Below are 21,452 nucleotides of genomic sequence, written 5' to 3' on the forward strand. Positions count from 1 at the left end.
AACCCCTTTTTGTCTGGACGAGACGAACCCGCTTTGATTTTTGCAGGCTCATAATGATCGGTCACCCCTATACAAGCCGGATAACGGTTCTATGACATCTATACAAAAGTTGTAAGGTTTTCATCGGGCGAATTGGCCCGGAAAAACCCGTCAAAATTTTTTACTTGTCATCCCGCTGTTATAAACAGACAGTACAACGAAAAAAATTGCACAGCTGCGCAATGGGATGGAAAATGACTGAACCTGCTTTCCTCAAAGTCGAGAGAATGAGCGTGGGCTATGGCCCGACGACAGTACTCGACAATCTAGACCTCGACATTCACAAGGGTGAATTCGTGGCGCTTCTCGGCTCGTCCGGTTGCGGCAAGACCACACTTCTGCGGACGATTGCCGGTTTTTCCAAACCATTCAGCGGCTCCATCCAGGTTGCAAGCCGTGATGTGACGCAGATGCCTCCGGATAAGCGCGGCATGGCGCTGGTGTTCCAGTCCTATGCGCTGTGGCCGCACATGACCGTTGCGCAGAATATCGGCTATGGGCTGAAGCTGCAGAAGCGCTCCAAGGATGTCATCGAGGCGCGCGTCAACGAGATGCAGAGCCTGCTGGGCCTTGGCGGTCTCGGCGCGCGCAAGCCGGCTCAGCTTTCCGGCGGGCAGCGCCAGCGCGTGGCGCTCGGCCGGGCGCTGGCCATCGATCCAGAAATCCTGCTGCTGGACGAGCCGCTTTCCAATCTCGACGCCCGTATCCGCCTGACAGTACGCCATGAAATCCGCTCGCTGCAAAAGCGGCTTGGCATCACGGCCATTCATGTCACCCATGATCGCGAGGAAGCCATGGTGATGGCCGACCGTATCGTCATCATGAATGCCGGACGCATCGAGCAGCAGGGAACGCCGGAGGACGTCTACAACAAGCCCGCATCGCTGTTCGTTGCCGCGTTCATGGGTGCGGAAAATGTTCTGTCCATGCAGGCGCGCGTCAGTGGCGAGCAAATCGAGTTGGCGGAAGGCGCCTTCAATCCCTCGACGGTCACGGCATTGTCGGGCCGCGCGCTGGCAAGCGGGCCGGTGCAGCTGCGCTTTCGGGCGGAAGCCGCGCGCCTTGCCGGCAGCCGCGATGCGGTTGCCGCCGAGCCGGGTGCACTCGAATTGCGCGGCCGGATTGCCAGCGTCAGCTATCCCGGCGGTCATTGGCGCCATGCCGTGCGGCTGGGCAATGATGAAATCCTTGTCGATGCGGATTCGGCCTTTGCCGAGGGAGAAACCGTCAAGGTGCATATCCCCGCGCATTCGCTTTTCATTTTCAACGCGCCGCAGCTTGCTGCGGCAGCGCCTGCCCATTGAGGACAGATGCCGGTCCGCCGGTCTCTGCCCCATAGACTGCCAAAACAAAACATCCATGCTCAACGGGAGTTCACGATGAAAACGTTACTACAGGCTTCTCTTATCCTTGGACTGGCGGCAACACCTGCTGCTGCCGGTGACCTTACCGTATTGACGGCGGGCGACCAGAACATGGTCGATTACGTCAATGATTACCTCGCCCCGATCTTCGAAAAGGAAAATCCCGGCACCAAGGTGCGTGTTGTCGGCACGGGCCCCGGCGATGCCGGTTCGCAGAAGATTCTTGAACGGTTCGATGCCCAGTCTAAGGCCAATTCAGATAAGTGGGACGTTGATGTGGCTGTTGTCCATGAAAAGTTCGCAGGTCCGATGGTTAAGGAGGGTTATCTTGAGTCCTATCGCTCCAAGATTCCATCTGACAAAATGGTCACAACGGAGAAGGCTAAAATTGCCCTCGGTGCAAATGTCGATGGCTATGTCATGCCGATGTATTCCAGCCAGACGGCTATCGCCTACAACCCTGCGCTGATTCCCAATCCGCCGAAGAGCTATGAAGAGCTGGTTGCCTGGGCCAAGAAGAACCCGAAGCAGTTCGGTTACAACGGCATCAAGGGCGGTGCCTCGGGCGTCAGCTTCGTCATGGGCTGGATTTATGCCTTCGGCGATGGCGATGCCAAGAAGCTGATGAATGGCCCGTTCGAAGAAGCGGAAACCAAGAAATGGGACAAGGCATTTGCCGGTCTGAAAGATTTCACCACCAATGCCACCCTGACGCCGGGCAATGCTGGAACACTCGACATGCTGAGCCGCGGCGAAATCGCCATGGGTCCGGTCTGGGTTGATATGTTCTATTCCTGGAAGGCTGACGGCAAGCTGCCGCCGGAAATGAAGTTGTTCCTGCCTGCTCCCGGCATGCCTGGTCAGCCGATGCATTATGTCATTCCTGCCAAGAGCCCGAACACGGCGCTGGCCGAGAAGTTCGTTGCCCTTGCCACCAGCCCGAAGGTTCAGGCTGAAGGCATCGTCAAGCGCTTCAATTGGTACCCTGGCATCGATGCGAAATATGTGCAGCCGGAACTCGACAAGGCCAGCTGGGACAAGCTCTTTGTTGACATTTCCCCGGACGATCTTGCCACCAAGGCAAAGCCCTTCCCGATTGCCAAGTATAATTCGGCAATTCTCGAAGCATATGAGCGCAATGTAGCCAACTAAGAGCGCGTGCCCTTCGGACCACCGGCCCATGCCGGTGGTCCCCTCCCCTTTTCTGGAATATGCCGATGCAGAAACGCCTTCTCGCCATTCTTCTCGTGATCCCGGCACTGGTCATGATCGTGCTGTTTTTCATCGTGCCGCTTGGCGCGTCGATTGTCGGTGCCTTTGTCGTCGGGGATAGCTACGGCATCGGGAATTTTTCCAAATCCTTCGAGCTTTATTCCAGCGACATGATCTTCACGCTGCTGATCGTCGGCGTTTCCACTTTGCTGATCGGCTTTTTCTCGATTGCCATCGGGGGCTATCTCACGCTGGGCGAGAATCCGCGCGCTGTTGCCGTGCTGCGCTGGTTCTACCGCTGGCCCATGTTCATTCCGTTTATCGTCGTGGGTCAGATCCTGCGCACATTCCTGGCCAAGAACGGCCTGATGAACAATATCCTTGTCAGCCTGGGCGTGCTGACACCGCTTCAAACGGTTGGCTTTCTTGACTGGCGCGGCATCGTCATTGCCTTCGTCTGGAAACAGACACCATTTGTGACGCTGCTGGTCGCGGGCGCCATGGCCTCGCTCGACCGCAGCACCATCGAAGCGGCGCGCAACCTGGGCGCCTCACGGCTGCGTATCCTCATCGAAATCATTGTCCCGCAAATCGCGGGAACCCTGCTGGTCGGCCTTATCCTTTCCTTCGTCACGATGATGTCGGTGCTTTCGGTCCCGTTGATGATCAATGCACAATCCCCCACCATGCTGACTGCCGATATTGCGTTCCGCATCAATGCCCATGGCGACTATGGCGTTGCCAATGCGCTTGGCATGATATCGCTGCTGCTGACGGCCGGCGTCGCCCTGGTCTATCTGCGCCAGTCGGTTAAGGAGCGTTCGTGATGACCCGTATCGATCTTTGGTGGGTTCCCCGCGCGCTCGTCCTCGGCCTGCTTGCCTTCGTGATTTTTGGCCCGCTGACCAACCTCCTGCTGTGGACCGTTGCGGAGAAATGGTACTTTCCGCATATGCTGCCGCTCGAATATGGTTTCAGCTTCTGGCAGCGGGTGTTCTCGCCGCGCGGCAATGCCATGGAATCGCTGGTGACAAGCATTGTCGTGGCCAGCCTGACCGTGGTGGTGGCCCTCGCCCTGGCGGTTCCCGCCGGTTATGCCCTGTCGCGGCTGAAACTGCCGTTCCGCAGCCTGATCCTGCTCGCCTTCCTCATTCCGCAGGCTTTCCCCAATCTGCCTGTCTATGTGAACATCGCGCGGTTCTTCTACCAGATTGGCTTGAACGGCACGATCATGGGCGTGGTGCTGGTGCACGTCACCCACGGTCTCGTCTATGCGGTGTGGATTGCCACGGCAGCATTCTCGGCCGTACAGATCGATCTGGAGGAAGCAGCACGCTCCATCGGTGCCGGTCCCCTGCGCGCCTTTCGCGATGTGACCCTGCCTCTTGCGGCGCCCGGGCTTCTCGCCAGTGCTATTTTCGTCTTCCTGGAGTCGTTGGACGAGTTTACCGGCAGCTATTTCGTCGGTGCGCCCGATGTGAACACGCTGCCGCTATTGCTTTATACGGCAGGGTCCGGCGGCAACTATCAGATTGCATCGATCACCGCGCTGCTGCTACTCATCCCATCTATCGGCTTTATGCTGGTGGTGGAGCGATTCTTGCGCGCCGACGTGCTGTCCAAGGTCGGACACTAGAGGAAAAAGCATGGATTCGAACGGCGACGATCTACCGAAGAAGACCCAGCACTATGTCAGTGCCGTCGAGGTGGCAAGAAAGGCTGGCGTGTCCCGCTCTGCCGTCTCGCGGGCGTTCACACCCGGTGCCAGTGTTTCGGCCAAGAAACGTGAAAAGATCATGGCTGCCGCCGAGGAGCTTGGCTATCAGGTCAACGATCTGGCGCGCGGTCTCCTTGCAAGAACAAGCCGGTTGGTCGGCCTTGTCGTTACCAATCCGGAACTGGGCTATCGCTCGCATCTCGTCGCGGCTTTGACCAAGGCGCTGATTCATCGTGGCAGCGTACCCATCGTCATCAATACGGGGCGCACGGAAGAGGAGCTTGTCGCGGCGCAAAAAACGCTGTTCGGCTACCGCGCCGAGGCGACGATCATTCTGTCTGGTTCTCCCCCCTCCTCTTTCGTCGAGCTGGCGCGGCGCAATGGCCAGCCGCTCATCGTGCTCGGGCGATCCGAAACCGGGGCCGATGATGTCAATATCGACAATGAAGGCGCTGGCCGTGAGGCCGCCCGGGTTTTCCTTGCCAATGGGTTCACGGCATTGGGCTTCGCCGGAACCATTTCGCGCACGCCGACGACCATCGAACGCGAGAACGGGTTCTGCCAGGAAGCTGCTGCGCGTGGCGCGAACGTCATCATGGGGCACGGCGGCAATTCCGACTATGCGGGCGGACAGGAGGCGGCGCGCCAGCTTTTTGCCGGCAGCGATCACCCGCAGGCCGTATTCTGCGTCAATGATCTGGTTGCCTTTGGACTTATCGATCATGTGCGGCGGCACACAAGTCTGAGGATTCCGGAGGACCTGTCCGTCATCGGATTTGACGACATACCGGAAGCGGCGTGGGAAACCTACAATCTCACGACCTTCCGCCAGGATCCTGCTGTCATGGCTGCCCATGCCGTGGCCCTGCTGGACCAGCGGCAGGCCGAGCCGGATCGGCCGCCCATGCATGACCGGCTGAACACACACATTGTTGTGCGTGGCAGTGCCCGCATTCCGGCTTCGTTCAAACTCTGATACACCCGAGACATTCCATGAAAATCATCCAGGTTACCGATCTGCATCTTGTCACGCCGGGCGATATTCTGTGCGAGCGTGATCCGCTGCAGAACCTTCGCGCCTGCATTGCCGATATCAACGCGAACCATGCGGACGCGGAACTGGTGATTTTCACCGGCGATCTCAGCGATACGGGCCACGAAGACAGCTATCGGGCTTTGGCAAGCGAGCTGGAAAAGCTCGTTCCGCCCTATAGGCTGCTTCTCGGCAATCACGACAATCGCGGCGCGTTTCTGCGGGTTTTCAATCGGGTGGTGCCGGAGGACGGTTTCGTCCAAAGCGTGGTGGATACGGCGGAAGGGCGGCTGATACTGCTCGACACCTTATCGGAGGGCTTTGTCGAAGGGCGTCTGGATGAAGCCCGGCAAGCCTGGCTGAAGCAGCGCTTGGACGAGGCGGCCGGCCGGCCGGTGTTTCTCTTCCTGCATCATCCCCCCTTCCCTATTTTCCTGCCGCTCCTCGACGGCCTTGGACTTGTGGAAGCGGAAGCGCTTCATGGTTTGCTGCGCGAGCATGGCAATGTCAGGCATATTTTTGTCGGCCATGCGCACAGGCCGGTGGCCGGCAGCTGGCGCGGTATTCCCGTGAGCGTCATACGCGGCACCAACCATCAGACGGCGCTGGATTTTTCGCCTGACAGGATCATGACGACGCTTGAGCCGCCGGTCTATGCCGTCGTGTTCATCGACCGGGATACGGTGATTGCCCATTTTCATGATTTTCTCGATCGGACTGCTGCCTACCGCTAGCAGGCAGGCGGCAGGTAAGCCGCGTTAGGGCGGCCCGCGTCCCCCTGGCAGGGAATTGTGTATTATCTTATTGTTTTTGTTGACTAAATGGAAAGACATTGCCGGTGTTCTTTCCAGGCACAGTGCGTTCGCCGCCCCTATAGCCAAGTTCAATAGCGCGGTGCTCGAGCGTTTTTCTGACCGCGTCGAGGATGGGACCGGAATATATGGGCGGGTAACAGGCGGCAACCTGTTTCGGACCGGCTGGGGAAGAGAACATAAGTGTTCCCGGCTCCAGGAACATCGCCCGGTTGCCAAGGTCGAGATAGCTTTCGACATAGGCGCCCTCCGCGATCAGCACGTCGTGGCTTTCGAGTTCAATGTGATAGTAGGTGAAAGGCTCGAGCGTTGGTTCCTGCGTTATCGATCTGCCGTTGATGAGAAGTTTTGCCGGGATCAACGATCCGCTGTGAAACAGGCAGTGATCGGGCGACACGTAGAGATCGCGGTTCGGGCTGCCTGGATCGAGGGCGCCGGGACGAATGCGGACCGGTACATGCTCGCGCAACGGACTGACTGTCCTTGGATCGATCCGGCGGCGGCCAATCCAGCGAATGGGCGCGACGTCCCCCTTCATGGTGTAGACTGGGTCGCCCCTTTTGAGGTTCTCAACGGGAATTTCCCCTGCCGGTGTGGAGATAAGTGTGCCCGCGACAAAGCAGGGCGTGCTGATGGTGATCTGACCACCGTTACCCACGCTGGCAAATTGGAAAGTGGCCGCAGGATCGATCGTGAACTTTGCACCCGTACCGAGCACATCTTTGACCGTATCGGCGACAACATTGACGGTTTTCGTGAGGGCCTTTTCGATACCGTGCAGAAGGCCGTGCTTTTCCGGCGGCGGGGGCTCTGTGGCTTTTCCCGTTTTGAAATGAAGTGTGCCGTGGGTTAAGTCCGCGGAGGTTGCACCATCGACCTTGATCTTGTCGCCTTCGTGCAGGTTGATGATCTTGATGGGGCTGGCAAGCTTGATGTCGAGATTGCCAGGCTGATATTCGAACGTACCTGTGCCTTCTGAAGACTCAAAATCGATGATCGTTGGATTTGCAAGTTTAACGCCGAGCGCCGGCGCGCTGAGTGAGAGCGTACAGTCTTTTCCTATTCCATAGGTGATGTGTCCAAGCGCTTCTATGTCAAGTCCAGCCGGGTTCACCGTCAGATGGGCGCCATTGAAAAGGTCGATTCTGGCAATGTTGAGTGCGCCGAGGTCGATTGATTTGCTGTCCAGAACAACGTTGTCGCCAACGATGATATAGTAGCCATCGCCTAGATCCCGTAGTTCGGGGGGCGGGCCTTTGTCGGGTGCTGTGGCCATATTGCTGTTTCCTTCTGAAAATGAATTGGTGATAAAAATCAAAGGGTTGTGGCTCTTTGCGCTCCTGTGCGCAGATGAGCGCGTATATCGATGGATGGTTTTTGCCCGTAAATGTCGCGATAGGTGGCGGCAAAGCGCGCTGGATTTGAAAACTGCAGGCTGCTTGCAAGATCAGTAACGGTTCTGGCCCTGCCCGCGATGATGAGGTCATGCGCTTCTGCGATCCGGTAATGCGACAGAATTTGGGTTGGGGTTGCATCGCGGAAATGCCGGAATATCCGCTGCAGTGTTCGCGTGCTGCACCCCGCAGCACCGGCGATGTGATCGACGGTGATGGATGCGTAGAGATTGCTGCGGATGAATTCCTCGGCACGGCGTAGCTGTTTCGGGCACGGTTGGCGCGCGGAACGGTCGCCAAGGCAGAGATTGTGGGGCGCTGATGCGTAGAGTTGAGCGATCAGCAACTGCTCGTAGCTGTTGGCCAAAGGTGATCCCTCCCCTTCCCTTTTTCTGAGAAGCAGGAAATTGATCGTGCGGTACAGACTGGATACGGCGTGCCTGCGGAAATCGGCGACCGTCGCAAACCGGGGCTCATGAAAGCAAAATTGTCCGGACCACAGACCGAAGTGATTGCGCAGCACGGAGAGTGGAATCTGGAATGCGAGCCAGCGGCACCCCTTGCTTAGTTTGAGCAAGGTGGCAGGGCCGTTGATGACAGCTCCGGCCCCGCCGTCCGGGATGATCGATGCGAGGTGCAATCTGGTGTTGTGGCGTTCGATGACACCATCGAGCACAAAGATGTAAACGACGTGGTCTGCCTTACCGTCCAAAACGATGTCCATCGGATGGGACGTCGAACCCTTCAGGACCTGGGTCTCATTGAGACGGTAGATCTCGTTGAGAGACAGATGTGGAAAAATGGCGGCCCGTTCGCCAGTGCGTATTGGCGCTGCGGGCGGTGGTAGCGGAGGACTAGACATGCGGTCAGGATTGCTATCGCGAATGGTATCGAACATTGCTTCAATCCTTGCAAAAAGAGTGGTGATTGAAATCAGTGCGCCGGAAAATACAATTTTAAATAGAATATATTTTACTAGTAATTTTAGGTTGTATTGTTAGCCAGAGATCGCTGCCGCGTAAATGCAACTTTAGTACAAGGGAATTGTTTGCCTGGAATCGCGCTGTTTCTGGAAAGAAACAGTTGAAGAACAGGTGAATTCAGGAATTGATCGTTCTGCGGGCTCTTCGATTGATGGTAGGTTGGCCACATTTGCAGGAGTCGCCGAGGCGGCTCAATCCCGTGTGTTCCCTGAGCGAGATTGTTGACATGAGCAAGCCATCTTCTGGCCCCGTACCGGCCAGCCCAAAACCCCTTTACCGTTCATTTGGTTTTCAGGTTATCGTCGCGATGATCATCGGGCTTTTGCTCGGCCTCATCGCCCGCAACCTTGGCCCGGATGCGGCGGGCAATCCGAACTGGCTGAGCGTGACGCTGCAGACCGTGGGTTCGATCTTTGTGCAGCTGTTGCGGGCACTGGTGCCAGCACTGATTTTTACCGCAATCGTGGCAAGCATCAGCAATCTGCGCGCCCTGAACAATGCAGCTGCTCTTGTCTGGCAAACGCTGCTGTGGTTCGCCATAACGGCGCTAGTCTCTGTCGTGATCGGCATTGGGCTCGGACTTGTCATTCAGCCCGGAATCAATTCCAGTGTGCTCGCCTCCGCCGCTTCCGTTCCATCGTCGACGGGCTCATGGCTCGATTTCCTGAAAGGGCTCGTTCCCTCGAACATGCTGGGCTTGCAGGCGTCGACCAAAATCACCGGTGGTTCAGCCAGCACCGCTTTGTCTTTCAACGTGCTGCAGATTGTCATCATTTCCATCGTGGTTGGCATTGCGGCGCTGCGCGTCGGATCCGTGGCCGAGCCGTTCCTGGATTTCAATCGCGCGCTCCTGGCCGTTGTGCGGAAGATTCTCTGGTGGGTGATCCGCTTGACGCCAATCGGAACGATCGGGCTCCTTGGCACTGCGGTGGCACAGTATGGCTGGGAAACGCTGGCACAATTGGGCTGGTTTTCCGCCGCCGTCTATATCGGTCTTGGATTGGTGCTCTTTGTGGTCTATCCGATCGTACTTCTGGCCAACGGCCTCAATCCGGCCCGGTTTTTCGCGGGAGCCTGGCCAGCGATCCAGCTTGGCTTTGTTTCCCGTTCGTCCATTGGAACCCTGCCAGTCACCGAAGCCGTGACGGAAGGCAATCTCGGAGTGCCGCGGGAATATGCGGCCTTTGCCGTCCCGCTGGGTGCGACCACGAAGATGGACGGCTGCGCCGCGATCTATCCGGCCATCGCCGCAATCTTCGTCGCGCAGTTCTACAATGTGCCTCTGGGTGTTCAGGAATATCTTCTGATTGCCTTTGTGTCGGTCATCGGTTCCGCGGCGACGGCTGGGCTGACCGGCGCGATTGTCATGCTGACATTGACGCTTTCCACGCTGGGCCTGCCATTGCAGGGTGTCGGGCTTTTGCTGGCGGTCGATCCGATTTTGGATATGGGCCGCACGGCGGTGAATGTTGCGGGGCAGGCGCTGATTCCAACCATCGTTGCCAAGCGGCAGGGAATTCTGGATCAGGACCGCTATGACAGCACGACAACGATTGACGTGATCGACCCGGCTGCTGTGGCTTCGGCTGCCTGAGAACATCTGTTGTTGATAAAGCGCGGCAGCGCTGCCGCGCTTTCTTTTTTGCGTTGACAGCTGTCAACTGCCTGCCGATTCGGAGGTCCGTGCTTGGGCGGCGCATGGCTGTAGATGCGCCCTCGGCAATGCAGGCTGTAAGGTGATTCTGGAATCAGTTGACAGCTGTCAACCCATCGAATCCGCCCGTAGGCCCCCTTATGGTTAAAATACCTCGCGGCGGGTTCACTCTTTGTAAACCACACTTCCATAGAGTTTTACGCAATTGCCACAGTTGTAAGCGAGTACCAAGTTGTCCAAGCGTAATCAGGCAGTCGACCATAGTCTGCACACCCCCGCCATCTCCCGGCGTCATCTCCTGCTGGGCGCAGGCTCCCTCGCTGTTCTCGGCGTGTCCGGATGCTCGCAGACATTCGAGCTTCCCGATATGAGCGTTGACACCATGTCGACCGGCAGCATCCGCCCGCAGATCAGCGTGGATAAATCTGTCACGGTTCCCGACGTCATGTACGCGGCGGTGCAGGAAGGCCCCTATTCGCTCCCGGCGATCCCCTATCAGAAAGTTCCTGCCCAGTTCCGTCGACAGATCGTCGTTGATCCCACCGGCGAGCAGCCGGGAACAATCGTCGTTCGGTTGCAGGAGCGTTTCCTCTATCTGGTGCAGCCGGGCGGTGATGCTATCCGCTACGGTGTCGGTATCGGCAAGGCGGGCTTCCTGTGGAGCGGCCGTGCCAACATCCAGTACAAGAAGGAATGGCCGCGCTGGACGCCGCCGCGCGAAATGATCCAGCGCAAGCCCGAATTGGTGAAATTCGAAAACGGCATGGAGCCTGGACCGCAGAACCCGCTGGGAGCACGCGCGCTTTACATCTACAAGGATGGTGTCGATACTGGCTATCGCATCCATGGCTCGCCGGAGTGGTGGTCGATCGGGCAGTCCATGTCATCCGGCTGCGTGCGTCTCATCAATCAGGATATTATCGATCTCTACAGTCGCGTCCCTGGCAAAGCCACGGTTGTGGTGGGGTAGGGGAAACCCCGTACGGATCATTGCAGAACAGAATAACGGGCTGGGACCCATCGTCTCCGGCCCGTTTTTCTATCAGGCACGGCTGTGCGCATTCGATCTGCGCCATCGCGATAGCTTTATCCCGCCTGTCTGGAGTTCAAGCCCGGATAAGCCCGAGCCTGCGGGCTCTGTCCATGAGGTTTTTGACCGATGAGGCAGCCCAACGGGCGGCACCGCGCGGCGTCCGTTCGTGCATGGCCTCAAGCTGGCCGGCGATCTCGCGCAGGGTCAAATCCGGATTGGCATTGGCAATGCCGGTTATCAGCATCATGAGCCGGTCCTCCGGGGTCCGGCGAGGGGAGGGGGCTATCAGCTGCGCATCCGCAAGCCCCTCATTGACCAGCAATCGCACCGAACGGCGCAGGCGGTCGGCGTTCCAGATTTGCCCGGTCTGGTGGCGCAGGCTGCGGGCCACCTCGTCCCAGGGGTGCTCGGGACGCATACGCTGCACGATGGGCAGCCAGGAGGACATCGCGGCTGTCAGATCCGCCAGGTGGCCGCGCCTGCGGGCCTCGGAGAGCTTTGCCAACGCCTCGGGGTTCTTTTCGCGCAGGCCAGGATTGCCCGGAAGCTTGCCCCGCGCGCGGGCGGCATTGATCCCCGCCTTGGTGCGTTCGGAAATCAGGGCGCGCTCCAGCTGAGCCACGGCGCCGAGAACCTGCAGGGAGAACATGCCTTGGGGTGTGGAGGTGTCGATGGGATCATGCAGCGAGCGGAAATGCGCACCCTTTTCCTCCAACTGCTCGATGACAGTCAGGAGATGGCTGACGGACCGCGCGAGCCGGTCGAGGCGGACAACCACCAGGACATCACCACTCCTGATCTCACGCAGGAGGCGGGCCAGGACGGGGCGGGCGCGCGACGCACCCGAACCGTGTTCCTCGAAAATGGTGCCGCAGCCTGCAGCCTTGAGTTCCAGAAGCTGGGCATCGTTGGCCTGATCTTCAGTCGAGACGCGGGCGTAGCCAATCAAGGCGGGTTTGGATGATACAGTCATGTTTGTGAATGTAGCCCAAATTTGCAAAAAATACAGAGAAGCAAGTTATAACAAAAGAACAGTTATATACGCCGACAAAGAGGAAAACACCGGCGAATACGCGGGCGCCAGGACAGAGCCAAGAGGGCAGGGGACTCCAGAAAACCCAGTAAAAGCAATGCTCTAACGTCGAGCAAATGCAAGAAATGGGCATATATGGGGCCGATGGACGACCGCGGAACGCATTGTGTCTACGGGAGACGGAAATCGGAGCGCGCAAAGCTCGTCCAGCTGAATTAAGGCAGATTTATAGTCCATGATGCAGAAGCTAATGGATATATAAATACCTAATAGTGATAAAAATGTAATAAAAACAATAATACTCACTGCCGACGATCGTGATCTGCGACGAAGAAGAAGCTGCCGTCCTGTATGCCGGACTATTATCCGCCCCGTTTATCACAGTCGATGATACAGGCGCTAAACATCCGCGGCGCGATGGTATCATCCATATTTCACGTGAATTTGGAGGCGGGGGGGCGGTCGACCAAGATGGTTTACGGATCTGCTATGAGGGCCCTGTGATAGCCTCGATTGCACCTTCCCGTCAGTGTGCGATCAACGATGGTATCTTGTGTGCTTGCGCCACCTTACACTGGTCGAGCGCGGCGACTGTATTGTGCAAATGACTGGTCCAACGGCGCGATCAGCCCTTGATGTCCGTCGTATTCTGGGCCGACTGTCAATCGGCCCAGAATGTGGGCTCGGACGCAGTTCAGTGCGTTTCCACACTCGATAACTTTGCAGTGGCTCTGAGATCGGATTTAACTTTACGATGACCCCGATACGGATTTCAGGAAATGGAGGGGGTAACCCATCGCTTGCGATATTTCTTGCGCGGCATGCGATGCGGCAATCGCAGTTTGTTGCAATGGAAGCGTCGAGCGCTTGATTGCCAGGAAAGGGATAGTCAGCACTGCAAGCGTCTCGCCATGCAGGCCAAATACGGGATAGGAAATATTGGTAATTCCGGGGACCATTAATGAGGGCCGTAGATCATGGCCAACGCGGGAGACTTCGGCTACATGCTTGCGAACATTCTCGATATCTTCCTCGGTATGCATGCGGCTTTCTATTATGGCCAACAGCCGCTCGAGTCTTTGGGGTTCAAGACCGGCGAGCAACACCAGCCCAGAACTTGTCTCGTGTGCTGGAAAGCGGGCACCCAATGCGACCGAATACGACATGTTCAGTGGCGAATTGATCTGCGATACCACCAAAAGCTCAGCGTCCCACAATACCCCCAGATGGCAACTCTGGTTGACTTCACTTGCCAGTCGTCGCATTGGCCCCACCGAGGCTTCCGATAGACTGCGCACGGAAGGCATTGTGTGGACAAGCGAGAAAAGCTTCATCGAAAGTGAGAAGCGGTTGCCATTGTCTTCGCTTACGAGATACCCGCGAGCTACCAGCAATTGGATGATACGGTAGACCTCTTGTATGGATTTCCCAATCCCGGCTGCGATCTCGCTCTTGGTTTGCGGCGCTTGTGCCTGCGCCATGTATTCGATGACATCAATCGTCTTTGTGCCGGCCGGTACGCTGTAGGTGACACTCGGTGACAGGTCGGCACTATCGTCTCTGATGCGTGATTGGCGTGGTTTCTTCATGGACTTCTCAATTGAATACAGGCGTGGGTAGATCGCCATTTCTCGGTGGTATTCGATGTTATCCCACTGGGTGCTCCTCTCCAAGAGCCTTGGTCCAGACTGCGGACGGTACTTCCTTGCGTACAAAGATAAAGACACAAAGCGCGCCGCTTACCGCAATGGCGCCCGCCAGCAAGAAGGCGCTTTGGTAGACCCCAGTCCATTGGATCAGGATTCCGGTAATGGTGGGCGCGGCAATTCCCGCAAGATTTGCCACCAGGTGAACAAACCCGCTAACGCTGCCCACGTGACGTTTTTCCACAACACTCAATATCGTCGTCCAATAAGCGGAGGCTGTGAGATACATGAAGAACACAGCGACTGTCATCGCTGTCACAGCGGGTACGACGCTGGTTACCATGCCGGCAACGGCTACTGCGACGGCGGCGATGGATAGACTGACAACAAGCACGATCTTGCGTGAAAAAACGAGATTACCCGTCTTGCGGAAAATGAAATCCGATACAAAGCCACCCAGGGCCATACCGACGAACCCAACAGACCACGGAATCATGCTGACGATAGACATCTGCGACACGCTCAGGTGCTGGATGTTGATTAGATAACTGGGGAACCAAGTCAGGAAGAAATACAATAGATATGAGTACCCGAAAAACGCAAAGGCAGTGGCAAGAATGGTTGGTTTGCGGAGATAAGAGGTAAGGGCGCCGCGTTCAGTAGCGCTATTCTCTGGCTCCTGGTCCGAAGTGATATCATGGAGCTCCTGGGCCGTGACCCGTTTGTGCTGAAACGGTTGGTCTTTCGACATGATCATCCACGCCACGACCCAGATCAAGCCGAGCATCATTATGGCAATAAAGGACGCACGCCAACCAAAGTGCAGGGCGACGAGACCGACGATGGGGCCCGCAATGGCACCACCCAAAGCGGTTCCCGCATTGGCGAGGCCAGAAGCGCGCCCCTGTTCGCGGCGCGGAAACCAATTGCTGATGGTTTTGTTGATCGTTGTGTTGAATGGTCCTTCAGCCATTCCGAACAGCACGCGCAGCACCAGAAGACTGCCGAAGCTGAAGGCGAGCGCAGTTGCCCCGCAAAATAAAGACCAGAGCAGCATGGCAATAGCCATCACCCTACGCGGGCCGAAACGATCAGCTGCATAACCGCCGATGAAGCAAAAGAGCGAATATCCGATGAAGAAACTGCTGAAGAGGATGCCCAGTTGCGCCGGATCAAGGGCAAGTTCCTTTGATACGAGCGGTGCGGCTATGGAAAGCGCTGCACGATCAATATAATTAATGATACCAGCGACGAAAATAAGGGCAATTAATTGCCAGCGAACCGTTTTTAACACGATGCTCCTCCATTGGTTTTTTATTTTTGTGGATTGCTAGGCAGTACTCATGATGATTGGGCAACAGTCCCTGAATCGATGAGGGCATTGACGGTGTCTTCGCTGAATCCGTATTCGGCCAGGATTTCCCGGCTGTGCTGTCCGACAAGGGGAGCTGGACGGGTAATTTCAGCCGGGGTTGCGCTGAACGAAACCGCCGGTGCGACGACTTTGACCCGGCCGGCGATCGGGTGGTCGTAGTAACTGATCGCGCCGAGATGCTGCACCTGCGGGTCCTGTTCCGCCTGCAGATGAGTCTTTACTTCGCCGCACCAGATGTCGACCGCGAGTAGAGCGTTCATCAGTTCTTCCGTGTTCCAGGTGGCCGTGCGCTCGGCAAGCCTTGCCCAGATTTCGTCGCGCTTCTCGAACAGGTCTTTGGGATTGTCGTAACGGAGTAAACTGTCATCGCCAAGCACACCGACCAAGCGGCTGTAGGGGCTCATGGCCACTGTGACCCACCCGTCTTTCGTCGGGTAGACGCCAAATGGGGCATCCATGCCAGGATGGCCGATGCCGGAGTTTGGGCGCTCAAAGTCAGTCTCGAAATTCATCGCCATCAGCATTTCCTGACCTTGATGAGCCAGCATGCCTGCCAACAGATTGACTTTGATATGCTGACCCACTCCGGAGCGTTCGCGCCAATACAAGGCCGCGAGTGCGCCATAGACAATGTTCATAGCTCCCACTTGATCCGAGAAGCCCGCGCCCACCGGCACGGGCGGGCCGTCACCGCGCCCGGTCGCTGCGGCCAGGCCGGTTAGGCCCTGAATGAGCATGTCTTGCCCCGGACGCTTGAGATAGGGCCCACTATCGCCGTAGCCCGATCCAGAGCAATAGATGATACGGGGATTGATACGTTTCAAATCCTCGTAACCGAACCCCAGGCGGTCTAGTACACCAGGTCTGAAGTTCTCAACGACGATGTCGGCTTTTTCGACCAGTTTATAAATGACTTCGCGTGCCTGCGTGGCTTTCAGGTCAAGCGCAAGCGACCGCTTGTTGCGATTCCAGGCCAGAAAGTTGGGACTCTCAGTGCCACCGAGCCAACGGTTATTAAATGTTAGGGTGCGGAAAAGATCACCTTGACCCGGACGTTCAACCTTAATGACGGTCGCCCCCAGATCGGCCAGCAATTGGGTCGCAAACGGTCCCTGAAGCAGGTGGCTTAGATCCAGGACGGTCACGTCTTCCAGCGCTTTGGAATTCATTGTGTGTTTCCTCCAGTATTTTAAATGAAAGTTGTACGCGCACGGTTACGGCTAACCTGCCAGGCTTGCCTTATCTGCGTGAGCGTTTCAGAGGGGGTATTGCCTGCGACAAGCGTACTGCGAACGAGATCGGACGCTTTGGTCTGGAAAGCGATGTAACCGTCGTATCGAGGCCGCACGAGTGCCGTCTCGATGGTCGTCAATGTTGCAGCGTAGAAGTCGCCCCATTGCTCATTGACGTCGCGGTCTGTCCAGGCGGCCCGTGCCGACGGTTGTCCCAAGTTTGCCGTGAAGAAACGCGTTTGGACCATGTCCGACATCAGCCAGCGCAGATGATCGATCAACTGCGGACTGGCATCAGTACGCGAACTTATTGCAATGCCAGTACCGCCGAGCACGCTGCCATGACGGGTCCCCGATCCCGTAGGCGCATCGGTAAAAGCGACCCGCTTTTGGCCAGATTTGGCTTGGGCGTAATTGACGTAGCCGAATACCAGCGGCACCAGGGCGATCTGTTCGCCCTGGGCCATGGATTCGAGTAGGTCGATGGGGTTGAGCTTGTGCGTCAGGTGCGGTGCGCGCGCCGAGAGCCGCGCCATGATGTCAAGCGCCTCGATAGCCACGTCATCCGAAAACAGCAGCTCGTCGGGTCGGGGTTCCTCACCCAGTGCGACGCAAATGGATAGGAAGGAGAGAAAGGCATGCGGTCCTGCAATCGACAGAGCCACCGGAATTCGTTCAGCATGAAGCAGCACATCGTACCAATCCTTTGGTGGTGATTCCAACAGATCAGGGCGATAGGCTGAGACTTGGGCGGCCACGTCAATCGGCAATGCCCAATGCTTGTCTGCCCATTGGTAACTGTCGAGGGAACCACCAACACAACCTGTCCGCCATGCGGCGATTTCGACGTCGGTGAAATATTTTTCCAGGGGGGAGAGGCAATCAGTGGCAACAGCTTCGCCAATGTGGGGATGGTCCAACACAATGAGATCGTAGCGGGCTGCAAGGTCGGCAATCGGATGTTCTTCGAAACCTTCAAGCCTCTGGGCTTGCCACTCGATCAATCTGTGGCCATGCGCCGATTCAAATGCCCGTGCCGCCGCCGCCAATGGCTCGTAACCGCGAGGATGTTGCCAGGTCAACGCCGTATAATCGGCACGCTGGGCAGATTTGATGTCGTCGGTATCTTTCGAGTGACCGCTCGATGAGTGTTGCATGGTCATCGTTCAACGGCCTTTAAATAGCGGTGTACGTTTTTCGAGAAATGCGTCGATGCCTTCCTGCCCGTCCTCGCTTGCGTAAAGGCGGAACAGGACTTCCTGCTCCAGGCTTTGGGCCGTTGACTGCGCTGCGTCGATACCCTGGCGCATCAATCGCTTCATTTGTGCTTGCGCCAAGGGTGCAATCGAGAGCAGTGCGCGTGAATGCAATTCAATAGCTTCGTCGAACGCTTCGTCCGTGCAAAGCACGCTGGCAAGACCAAGCTGGTATGCGCGCTCGCCATATAAATACCGGCCCGCCAGCATGACATCGGAGGCCGCGTGTTTTCCAATCGAGCGCAATAGGCGCTGTGTTCCGCCGCCACCGGGACTCAAGCCGAGACGGCCCTCCGGTAATCCCATTCGCGCGCTGTGGGCACAGATTAGAATGTCGCAGCACAAGGCAATTTCGAACCCACCGCCGAGTGCATACCCTTGCACCGCGGCAATGGTGGGCTTGGGAAAGGTTTCCAGTTTGTCGAATACGCTCCGCGAACGAAGTTGATAAGCAGTGAATTTCTCATGCTTGCCGCCTTGGTACTCAGCAATGTCGGCACCAGCAATAAACGCTCTTCCACCGGTCCCCACGAGCACCAAACCGCGCACCTGCGGATCGAGCGCCAATTGATCGAGATGGTGGTCAAGCTCCTCCACCATAGGGGTTGATAGGGCATTGAGTTTTTCCGGGCGGTTAAAACGCAAGCGCACGATGCCGTCGAGCACGGTCTCACGAATTACAAGGTTTTCGCTCATCAATTTTGTCCTGAGAAGGGAAGGGCAGTGGTCAATCGAGGTATTCGAGTAGTTTCATATGTGATACTAGATTGCGAGTATGAAAAATACAACGGTGTTTTGCAACAAGGAATCTCGATGGATGGGTCACATTCGGTATTGAACCGGATTGAAGACGGAGGATTAGCCGGGGGCCACTGGCGCTTGAAGTGGGTGGAGACCAAAGCCGGGTACCAACGCGTCCGATGCTGATACCTGGTCGCAATGTGATATCACGAGCGGCTGATCCTCTGCGTCCGGAGGCATATGCCAGCGGAGGAAACTTTCGTTGCTGTGAAGATGGCGCGCGTTTGTGGGGTGGAGTGGTGGCACTCGGACCGGGTCGACGGAAATAGGGTATCCGCCTCTGCCATTCGCGAGGTCTTCGCTTTGGCGCGCTTGAATTGCAGACGACGGCACATGCCGGCGAGGAAGTGCCATCAGCCTGTGTGACTGAGATTCTTGATGGCTGGCTTGTCGACCGCACCGATCATGGTGTTCAGCCTGAGATCGATCAGGTATTGATACGCCCCCTTGCCGGCACAGGTATCCTCATCAACAGCGATCACACCAAACATCTGGCCATGAGCCAAATAGATGGATAGCCGCATTCCCGGCACAATGAGATTAACCCAACATCTCCAGCCGGCGCGCGAGGTGTTGTACGCACTGCTGTGCTGTGGATGCCGCCGCTGTTGCCGATTGCAGCCTCTGCAATAGGATGGTGCGGTCATCCCCAACACTTTCATTCGGCCCCGAGCCCATGCCGGTCAAAAGCCAGACCGGAGTGACCGCTAAAATTCCCGCCATCATTGCAAGACGGTTCGAACGTGGAGCAGCCCGATCGCGTTCCCAGGATTTCCACGTTGACGTTGCAACGCCCAATTGGCTAGCCGCTTGCTCGGATGATATTTGCATATATTCCCGAGCAAGCGAGATACGTCCACCCAGTGTGTCATCGTGAGTGAAGTCATTGCCCGAAGTTTGGTGAAACATTAGTGCCTCCTGGTTTTTGAGGAATGCCCTTTTCCTAACGAGATTGTGCTGGCTGCCGGTAAGAAGCGTCCAGCACGAACCAAGTCATTGGGGATTGCCACGCCTTTGGCTCAATCTGTGGCAGATGTTTAATTCGATCCTTCGAGCCAAGCTTTCACTTGCTCTGGATGATCGGTGATGTATTTGTCGACAGCCGCGTCATAAGACGTTTCCTGGGCTTCAAACATTGCAGCTTCCAAGTCGTTGATGGGTAGGTTTATGCGCGACAGGAACCCAGCCACTTTTGGATCTTCTTCCTTTAGTCCCTTACGGCCGATGACATCGACATGTTCCGCCTCGCCCAGTGATCCTTTGGTGTCTTTAAGATAACGCAGGTTGTACTTGCCAAACATCCAATGGGGACTCCACGACGTGGCAACGAACCACTTTTGTGATCGCGTCGCTCTTTCAACCGATGTCAGCATTCCTGCTTCGCTGGAGATCTGTAATTTGTAGTCCAAGTCATAGTCTTTAACGGCTTGTTCGGACAATCGGGTAAGACCAGCGCCAGGATCTATCCCTTGAATGGTGCCGCCAAGTTTTTTCACTACGTCGGGTTTCTTAAGATCCTCGATGGTGCTTATTGCATCTGCGGGAATATAGGTTGGCACGATCCATCCAAGCTTGGCGCCCTTATATACTGTTCCCAGGGTCTCGACCTTGTCTTTCACCCGCGCATAATAATCCGCATGAGTTTGAGGCAGCCAGGCCATCATCATTGCGTCCAGATCACCGCGAGCAACGCCTTGATAAAGTGGGGCGACGTCAGTCTGTACCAGATCGACCTTGCGGCCAAGCTTATCCTCTATAAGTTTGGCTGCGAGTTTTGTGACAAACTCGGCATCGGACCAGGCGGCCCAGCCAAGCTTGACAGGCTTGGCCTTCTCGTCCGCGAAAGCTGCCGTCGAAAGCGAAGCTGCGAGGATGGCAGTCAGTCCTATTGATGCTATTTTCCGGAACATGGGTTCTCCTTATCGTTTCAATGAATATGGCCAGGAGCGGCTCTATTTTTGATTTTGCGCAAGGGGCTCAAGGGATGATCGCATGCCCTTACGGGTCCGCTTGCTGGATGCTCGGAAACCAAACAGCTTGGGGCGCTTCTTGCCAAAACTCTGGGTTATGCGATCCAGGATGACAGCTAGGATAACGACGGCCAATCCGCCTTCAAATCCGGTGCCGATGTCCAGTCTCTGGATACCGGTTAATACGGTATTACCCAGACCGCCGGCGCCGATCATGGACGCAATCACAACCATTGAAAGTGAGAGCATGATTGTCTGATTGATACCCGCCATTATCGAGGGCATGGCATTAGGAACCTGTACCTTGGACAATAACTGCATCCGCGTACAGCCAAACGCCAGGCCAGCTTCGACAAATTCACTGTGAACCTGTCGAATACCAAGATTGGTAAGCCGTACGACTGGGGGCATGGAAAAGATGACCGTGGCAATTGTGCCTGGTACTGCTCCAAGCCCAAAGAACATCGCCGCGGGGATGAGATACACAAAGGCTGGCATCGTTTGCATCAGATCGAGCCCGGGGCGCACCGCTGAAGCCATGGTGTCGCTTCTTGCCATGGCTATACCGGTGGGAATTCCGATAAGAATGGCAATCAAGGTGGCTGCAATCACCAGTGCTAACGTTTCTATCATACTTGGCCAAAGCCCCATGTGGCCAACGAGCCAGAGGGAAAGCACAGTGAAGACCGCGAAGCTTAAACCAACGCGCCACAGTGCAAGGACGGCAAGCAACACAATTCCGGCCGGCTGCGGGATGAAAAGTAACCCACTCCCAATGCCATCGGTGACAATGCCGATAATCAGCGCAATCGTGTCGAGAGCGGGAGTAAAATGGTCCAGGATAAAATTGACGGTGGTATCGGCATACCCGCCGACGCTAAAGTCGAAATACATGAGA

20 protein-coding genes are annotated in these 21,452 nt (G+C 56.6%); 9 read left to right on the top strand and 11 right to left on the bottom strand.

Annotated features, from left to right (window positions below):
* Window positions 1–233: 233 nt before the first annotated feature.
* The 6 genes from C5750_RS10280 to C5750_RS10305 all read left to right on the top strand — a co-directional run bounded on the left by C5750_RS10280 (window position 234) and on the right by C5750_RS10305 (window position 6,099).
* Window positions 234–1,343, top strand: coding sequence for an ABC transporter ATP-binding protein (locus C5750_RS10280; RefSeq protein WP_105733754.1), 1,110 nt, complete (start codon window positions 234–236; stop codon window positions 1,341–1,343).
* A gap of 75 nt (window positions 1,344–1,418) precedes the next feature.
* Complete coding sequence (locus C5750_RS10285) at window positions 1,419–2,555, top strand: ABC transporter substrate-binding protein (RefSeq protein ID WP_105733755.1); 1,137 nt, start codon at window positions 1,419–1,421, stop codon at window positions 2,553–2,555.
* A gap of 65 nt (window positions 2,556–2,620) precedes the next feature.
* Window positions 2,621–3,442, top strand: a complete 822-nt coding sequence (locus C5750_RS10290; RefSeq protein ID WP_105733756.1) for an ABC transporter permease — start codon at window positions 2,621–2,623, stop codon at window positions 3,440–3,442.
* The gene (locus C5750_RS10295; RefSeq protein WP_105733757.1) at window positions 3,442–4,251 is read left to right on the top strand and encodes an ABC transporter permease; all 810 of its coding nucleotides are present in this window, start codon (window positions 3,442–3,444) and stop codon (window positions 4,249–4,251) included. The genes C5750_RS10290 and C5750_RS10295 overlap by 1 nt, the downstream gene beginning before the upstream one ends.
* 10 nt (window positions 4,252–4,261) lie before the next feature.
* Window positions 4,262–5,308: a LacI family DNA-binding transcriptional regulator gene (locus C5750_RS10300; protein WP_105733758.1), complete on the top strand. Its 1,047-nt coding sequence runs from the start codon at window positions 4,262–4,264 to the stop codon at window positions 5,306–5,308.
* A 17-nt stretch (window positions 5,309–5,325) separates the two neighbouring features.
* The gene (locus C5750_RS10305; RefSeq protein ID WP_105733759.1) at window positions 5,326–6,099 is read left to right on the top strand and encodes a phosphodiesterase; all 774 of its coding nucleotides are present in this window, start codon (window positions 5,326–5,328) and stop codon (window positions 6,097–6,099) included.
* A gap of 67 nt (window positions 6,100–6,166) precedes the next feature.
* On the opposite strand, the gene C5750_RS10310 is transcribed toward C5750_RS10305, so the two are convergent.
* Together C5750_RS10310 and C5750_RS10315 are read right to left on the bottom strand one after the other, a co-directional pair.
* Window positions 6,167–7,453 (bottom strand): Hint domain-containing protein, encoded by a 1,287-nt coding sequence (locus C5750_RS10310; protein WP_130502096.1) that lies wholly within the window; start codon window positions 7,451–7,453, stop codon window positions 6,167–6,169.
* A 38-nt stretch (window positions 7,454–7,491) separates the two neighbouring features.
* Window positions 7,492–8,469 carry a helix-turn-helix transcriptional regulator gene (locus C5750_RS10315; protein ID WP_105733761.1) on the bottom strand — a complete coding sequence of 326 codons (978 nt, stop codon included), beginning with the start codon at window positions 8,467–8,469 and terminating at the stop codon, window positions 7,492–7,494.
* 311 nt (window positions 8,470–8,780) lie between these two features.
* Here C5750_RS10315 and C5750_RS10320 point away from each other — a divergent pair, with 311 nt between their 5' ends.
* Together C5750_RS10320 and C5750_RS10325 are read left to right on the top strand one after the other, a co-directional pair.
* Window positions 8,781–10,148, top strand: a complete 1,368-nt coding sequence (locus C5750_RS10320; protein WP_105733762.1) for a dicarboxylate/amino acid:cation symporter — start codon at window positions 8,781–8,783, stop codon at window positions 10,146–10,148.
* A 325-nt stretch (window positions 10,149–10,473) separates the two neighbouring features.
* Window positions 10,474–11,178, top strand: a complete 705-nt coding sequence (locus C5750_RS10325; protein ID WP_199538014.1) for a L,D-transpeptidase — start codon at window positions 10,474–10,476, stop codon at window positions 11,176–11,178.
* Window positions 11,179–11,314: 136 nt separating this feature from the next.
* Here the strand turns inward: C5750_RS10325 and C5750_RS10330 are convergent, their stop codons facing one another.
* From C5750_RS10330 to C5750_RS10360, 6 genes are all read right to left on the bottom strand, one after another.
* On the bottom strand, window positions 11,315–12,214 hold the full coding sequence (locus C5750_RS10330; RefSeq protein ID WP_105733764.1) for a recombinase family protein: 900 nt from the start codon (window positions 12,212–12,214) through the stop codon (window positions 11,315–11,317).
* 809 nt (window positions 12,215–13,023) lie between these two features.
* Complete coding sequence (locus C5750_RS10340) at window positions 13,024–13,863, bottom strand: IclR family transcriptional regulator (protein ID WP_158531289.1); 840 nt, start codon at window positions 13,861–13,863, stop codon at window positions 13,024–13,026.
* Between the two features lie 58 nt (window positions 13,864–13,921).
* Window positions 13,922–15,214 carry an MFS transporter gene (locus C5750_RS10345; RefSeq protein WP_105733767.1) on the bottom strand — a complete coding sequence of 431 codons (1,293 nt, stop codon included), beginning with the start codon at window positions 15,212–15,214 and terminating at the stop codon, window positions 13,922–13,924.
* Window positions 15,215–15,261: 47 nt separating this feature from the next.
* On the bottom strand, window positions 15,262–16,464 hold the full coding sequence (locus C5750_RS10350) for a CaiB/BaiF CoA transferase family protein (protein WP_105733768.1): 1,203 nt from the start codon (window positions 16,462–16,464) through the stop codon (window positions 15,262–15,264).
* Window positions 16,465–16,484: 20 nt separating this feature from the next.
* Window positions 16,485–17,690, bottom strand: a complete 1,206-nt coding sequence (locus C5750_RS10355; RefSeq protein WP_199538008.1) for an extracellular solute-binding protein — start codon at window positions 17,688–17,690, stop codon at window positions 16,485–16,487.
* A 3-nt stretch (window positions 17,691–17,693) separates the two neighbouring features.
* On the bottom strand, window positions 17,694–18,479 hold the full coding sequence (locus C5750_RS10360) for an enoyl-CoA hydratase/isomerase family protein (RefSeq protein WP_105733769.1): 786 nt from the start codon (window positions 18,477–18,479) through the stop codon (window positions 17,694–17,696).
* Between the two features lie 467 nt (window positions 18,480–18,946).
* Between C5750_RS10360 and C5750_RS27010 the strand changes: the two genes are divergently transcribed.
* Complete coding sequence (locus C5750_RS27010) at window positions 18,947–19,102, top strand: hypothetical protein (protein WP_425350444.1); 156 nt, start codon at window positions 18,947–18,949, stop codon at window positions 19,100–19,102.
* Between the two features lie 22 nt (window positions 19,103–19,124).
* Here the strand turns inward: C5750_RS27010 and C5750_RS27015 are convergent, their stop codons facing one another.
* From C5750_RS27015 to C5750_RS10375, 3 genes are all read right to left on the bottom strand, one after another.
* Window positions 19,125–19,493, bottom strand: coding sequence for a transcriptional regulator (locus tag C5750_RS27015; protein WP_105733770.1), 369 nt, complete (start codon window positions 19,491–19,493; stop codon window positions 19,125–19,127).
* 128 nt (window positions 19,494–19,621) lie between these two features.
* Window positions 19,622–20,494, bottom strand: coding sequence for a glycine betaine ABC transporter substrate-binding protein (locus C5750_RS10370; protein WP_105733771.1), 873 nt, complete (start codon window positions 20,492–20,494; stop codon window positions 19,622–19,624).
* 42 nt (window positions 20,495–20,536) lie between these two features.
* A complete protein-coding gene (locus tag C5750_RS10375) occupies window positions 20,537–21,448 on the bottom strand; it encodes an ABC transporter permease (RefSeq protein WP_105733772.1) in 912 nt (303 codons plus the stop codon).
* Window positions 21,449–21,452 lie beyond the last annotated feature (4 nt).

This window comes from Phyllobacterium myrsinacearum (assembly GCF_002980555.1).
Lineage (GTDB): Bacteria > Pseudomonadota > Alphaproteobacteria > Rhizobiales > Rhizobiaceae > Phyllobacterium > Phyllobacterium myrsinacearum.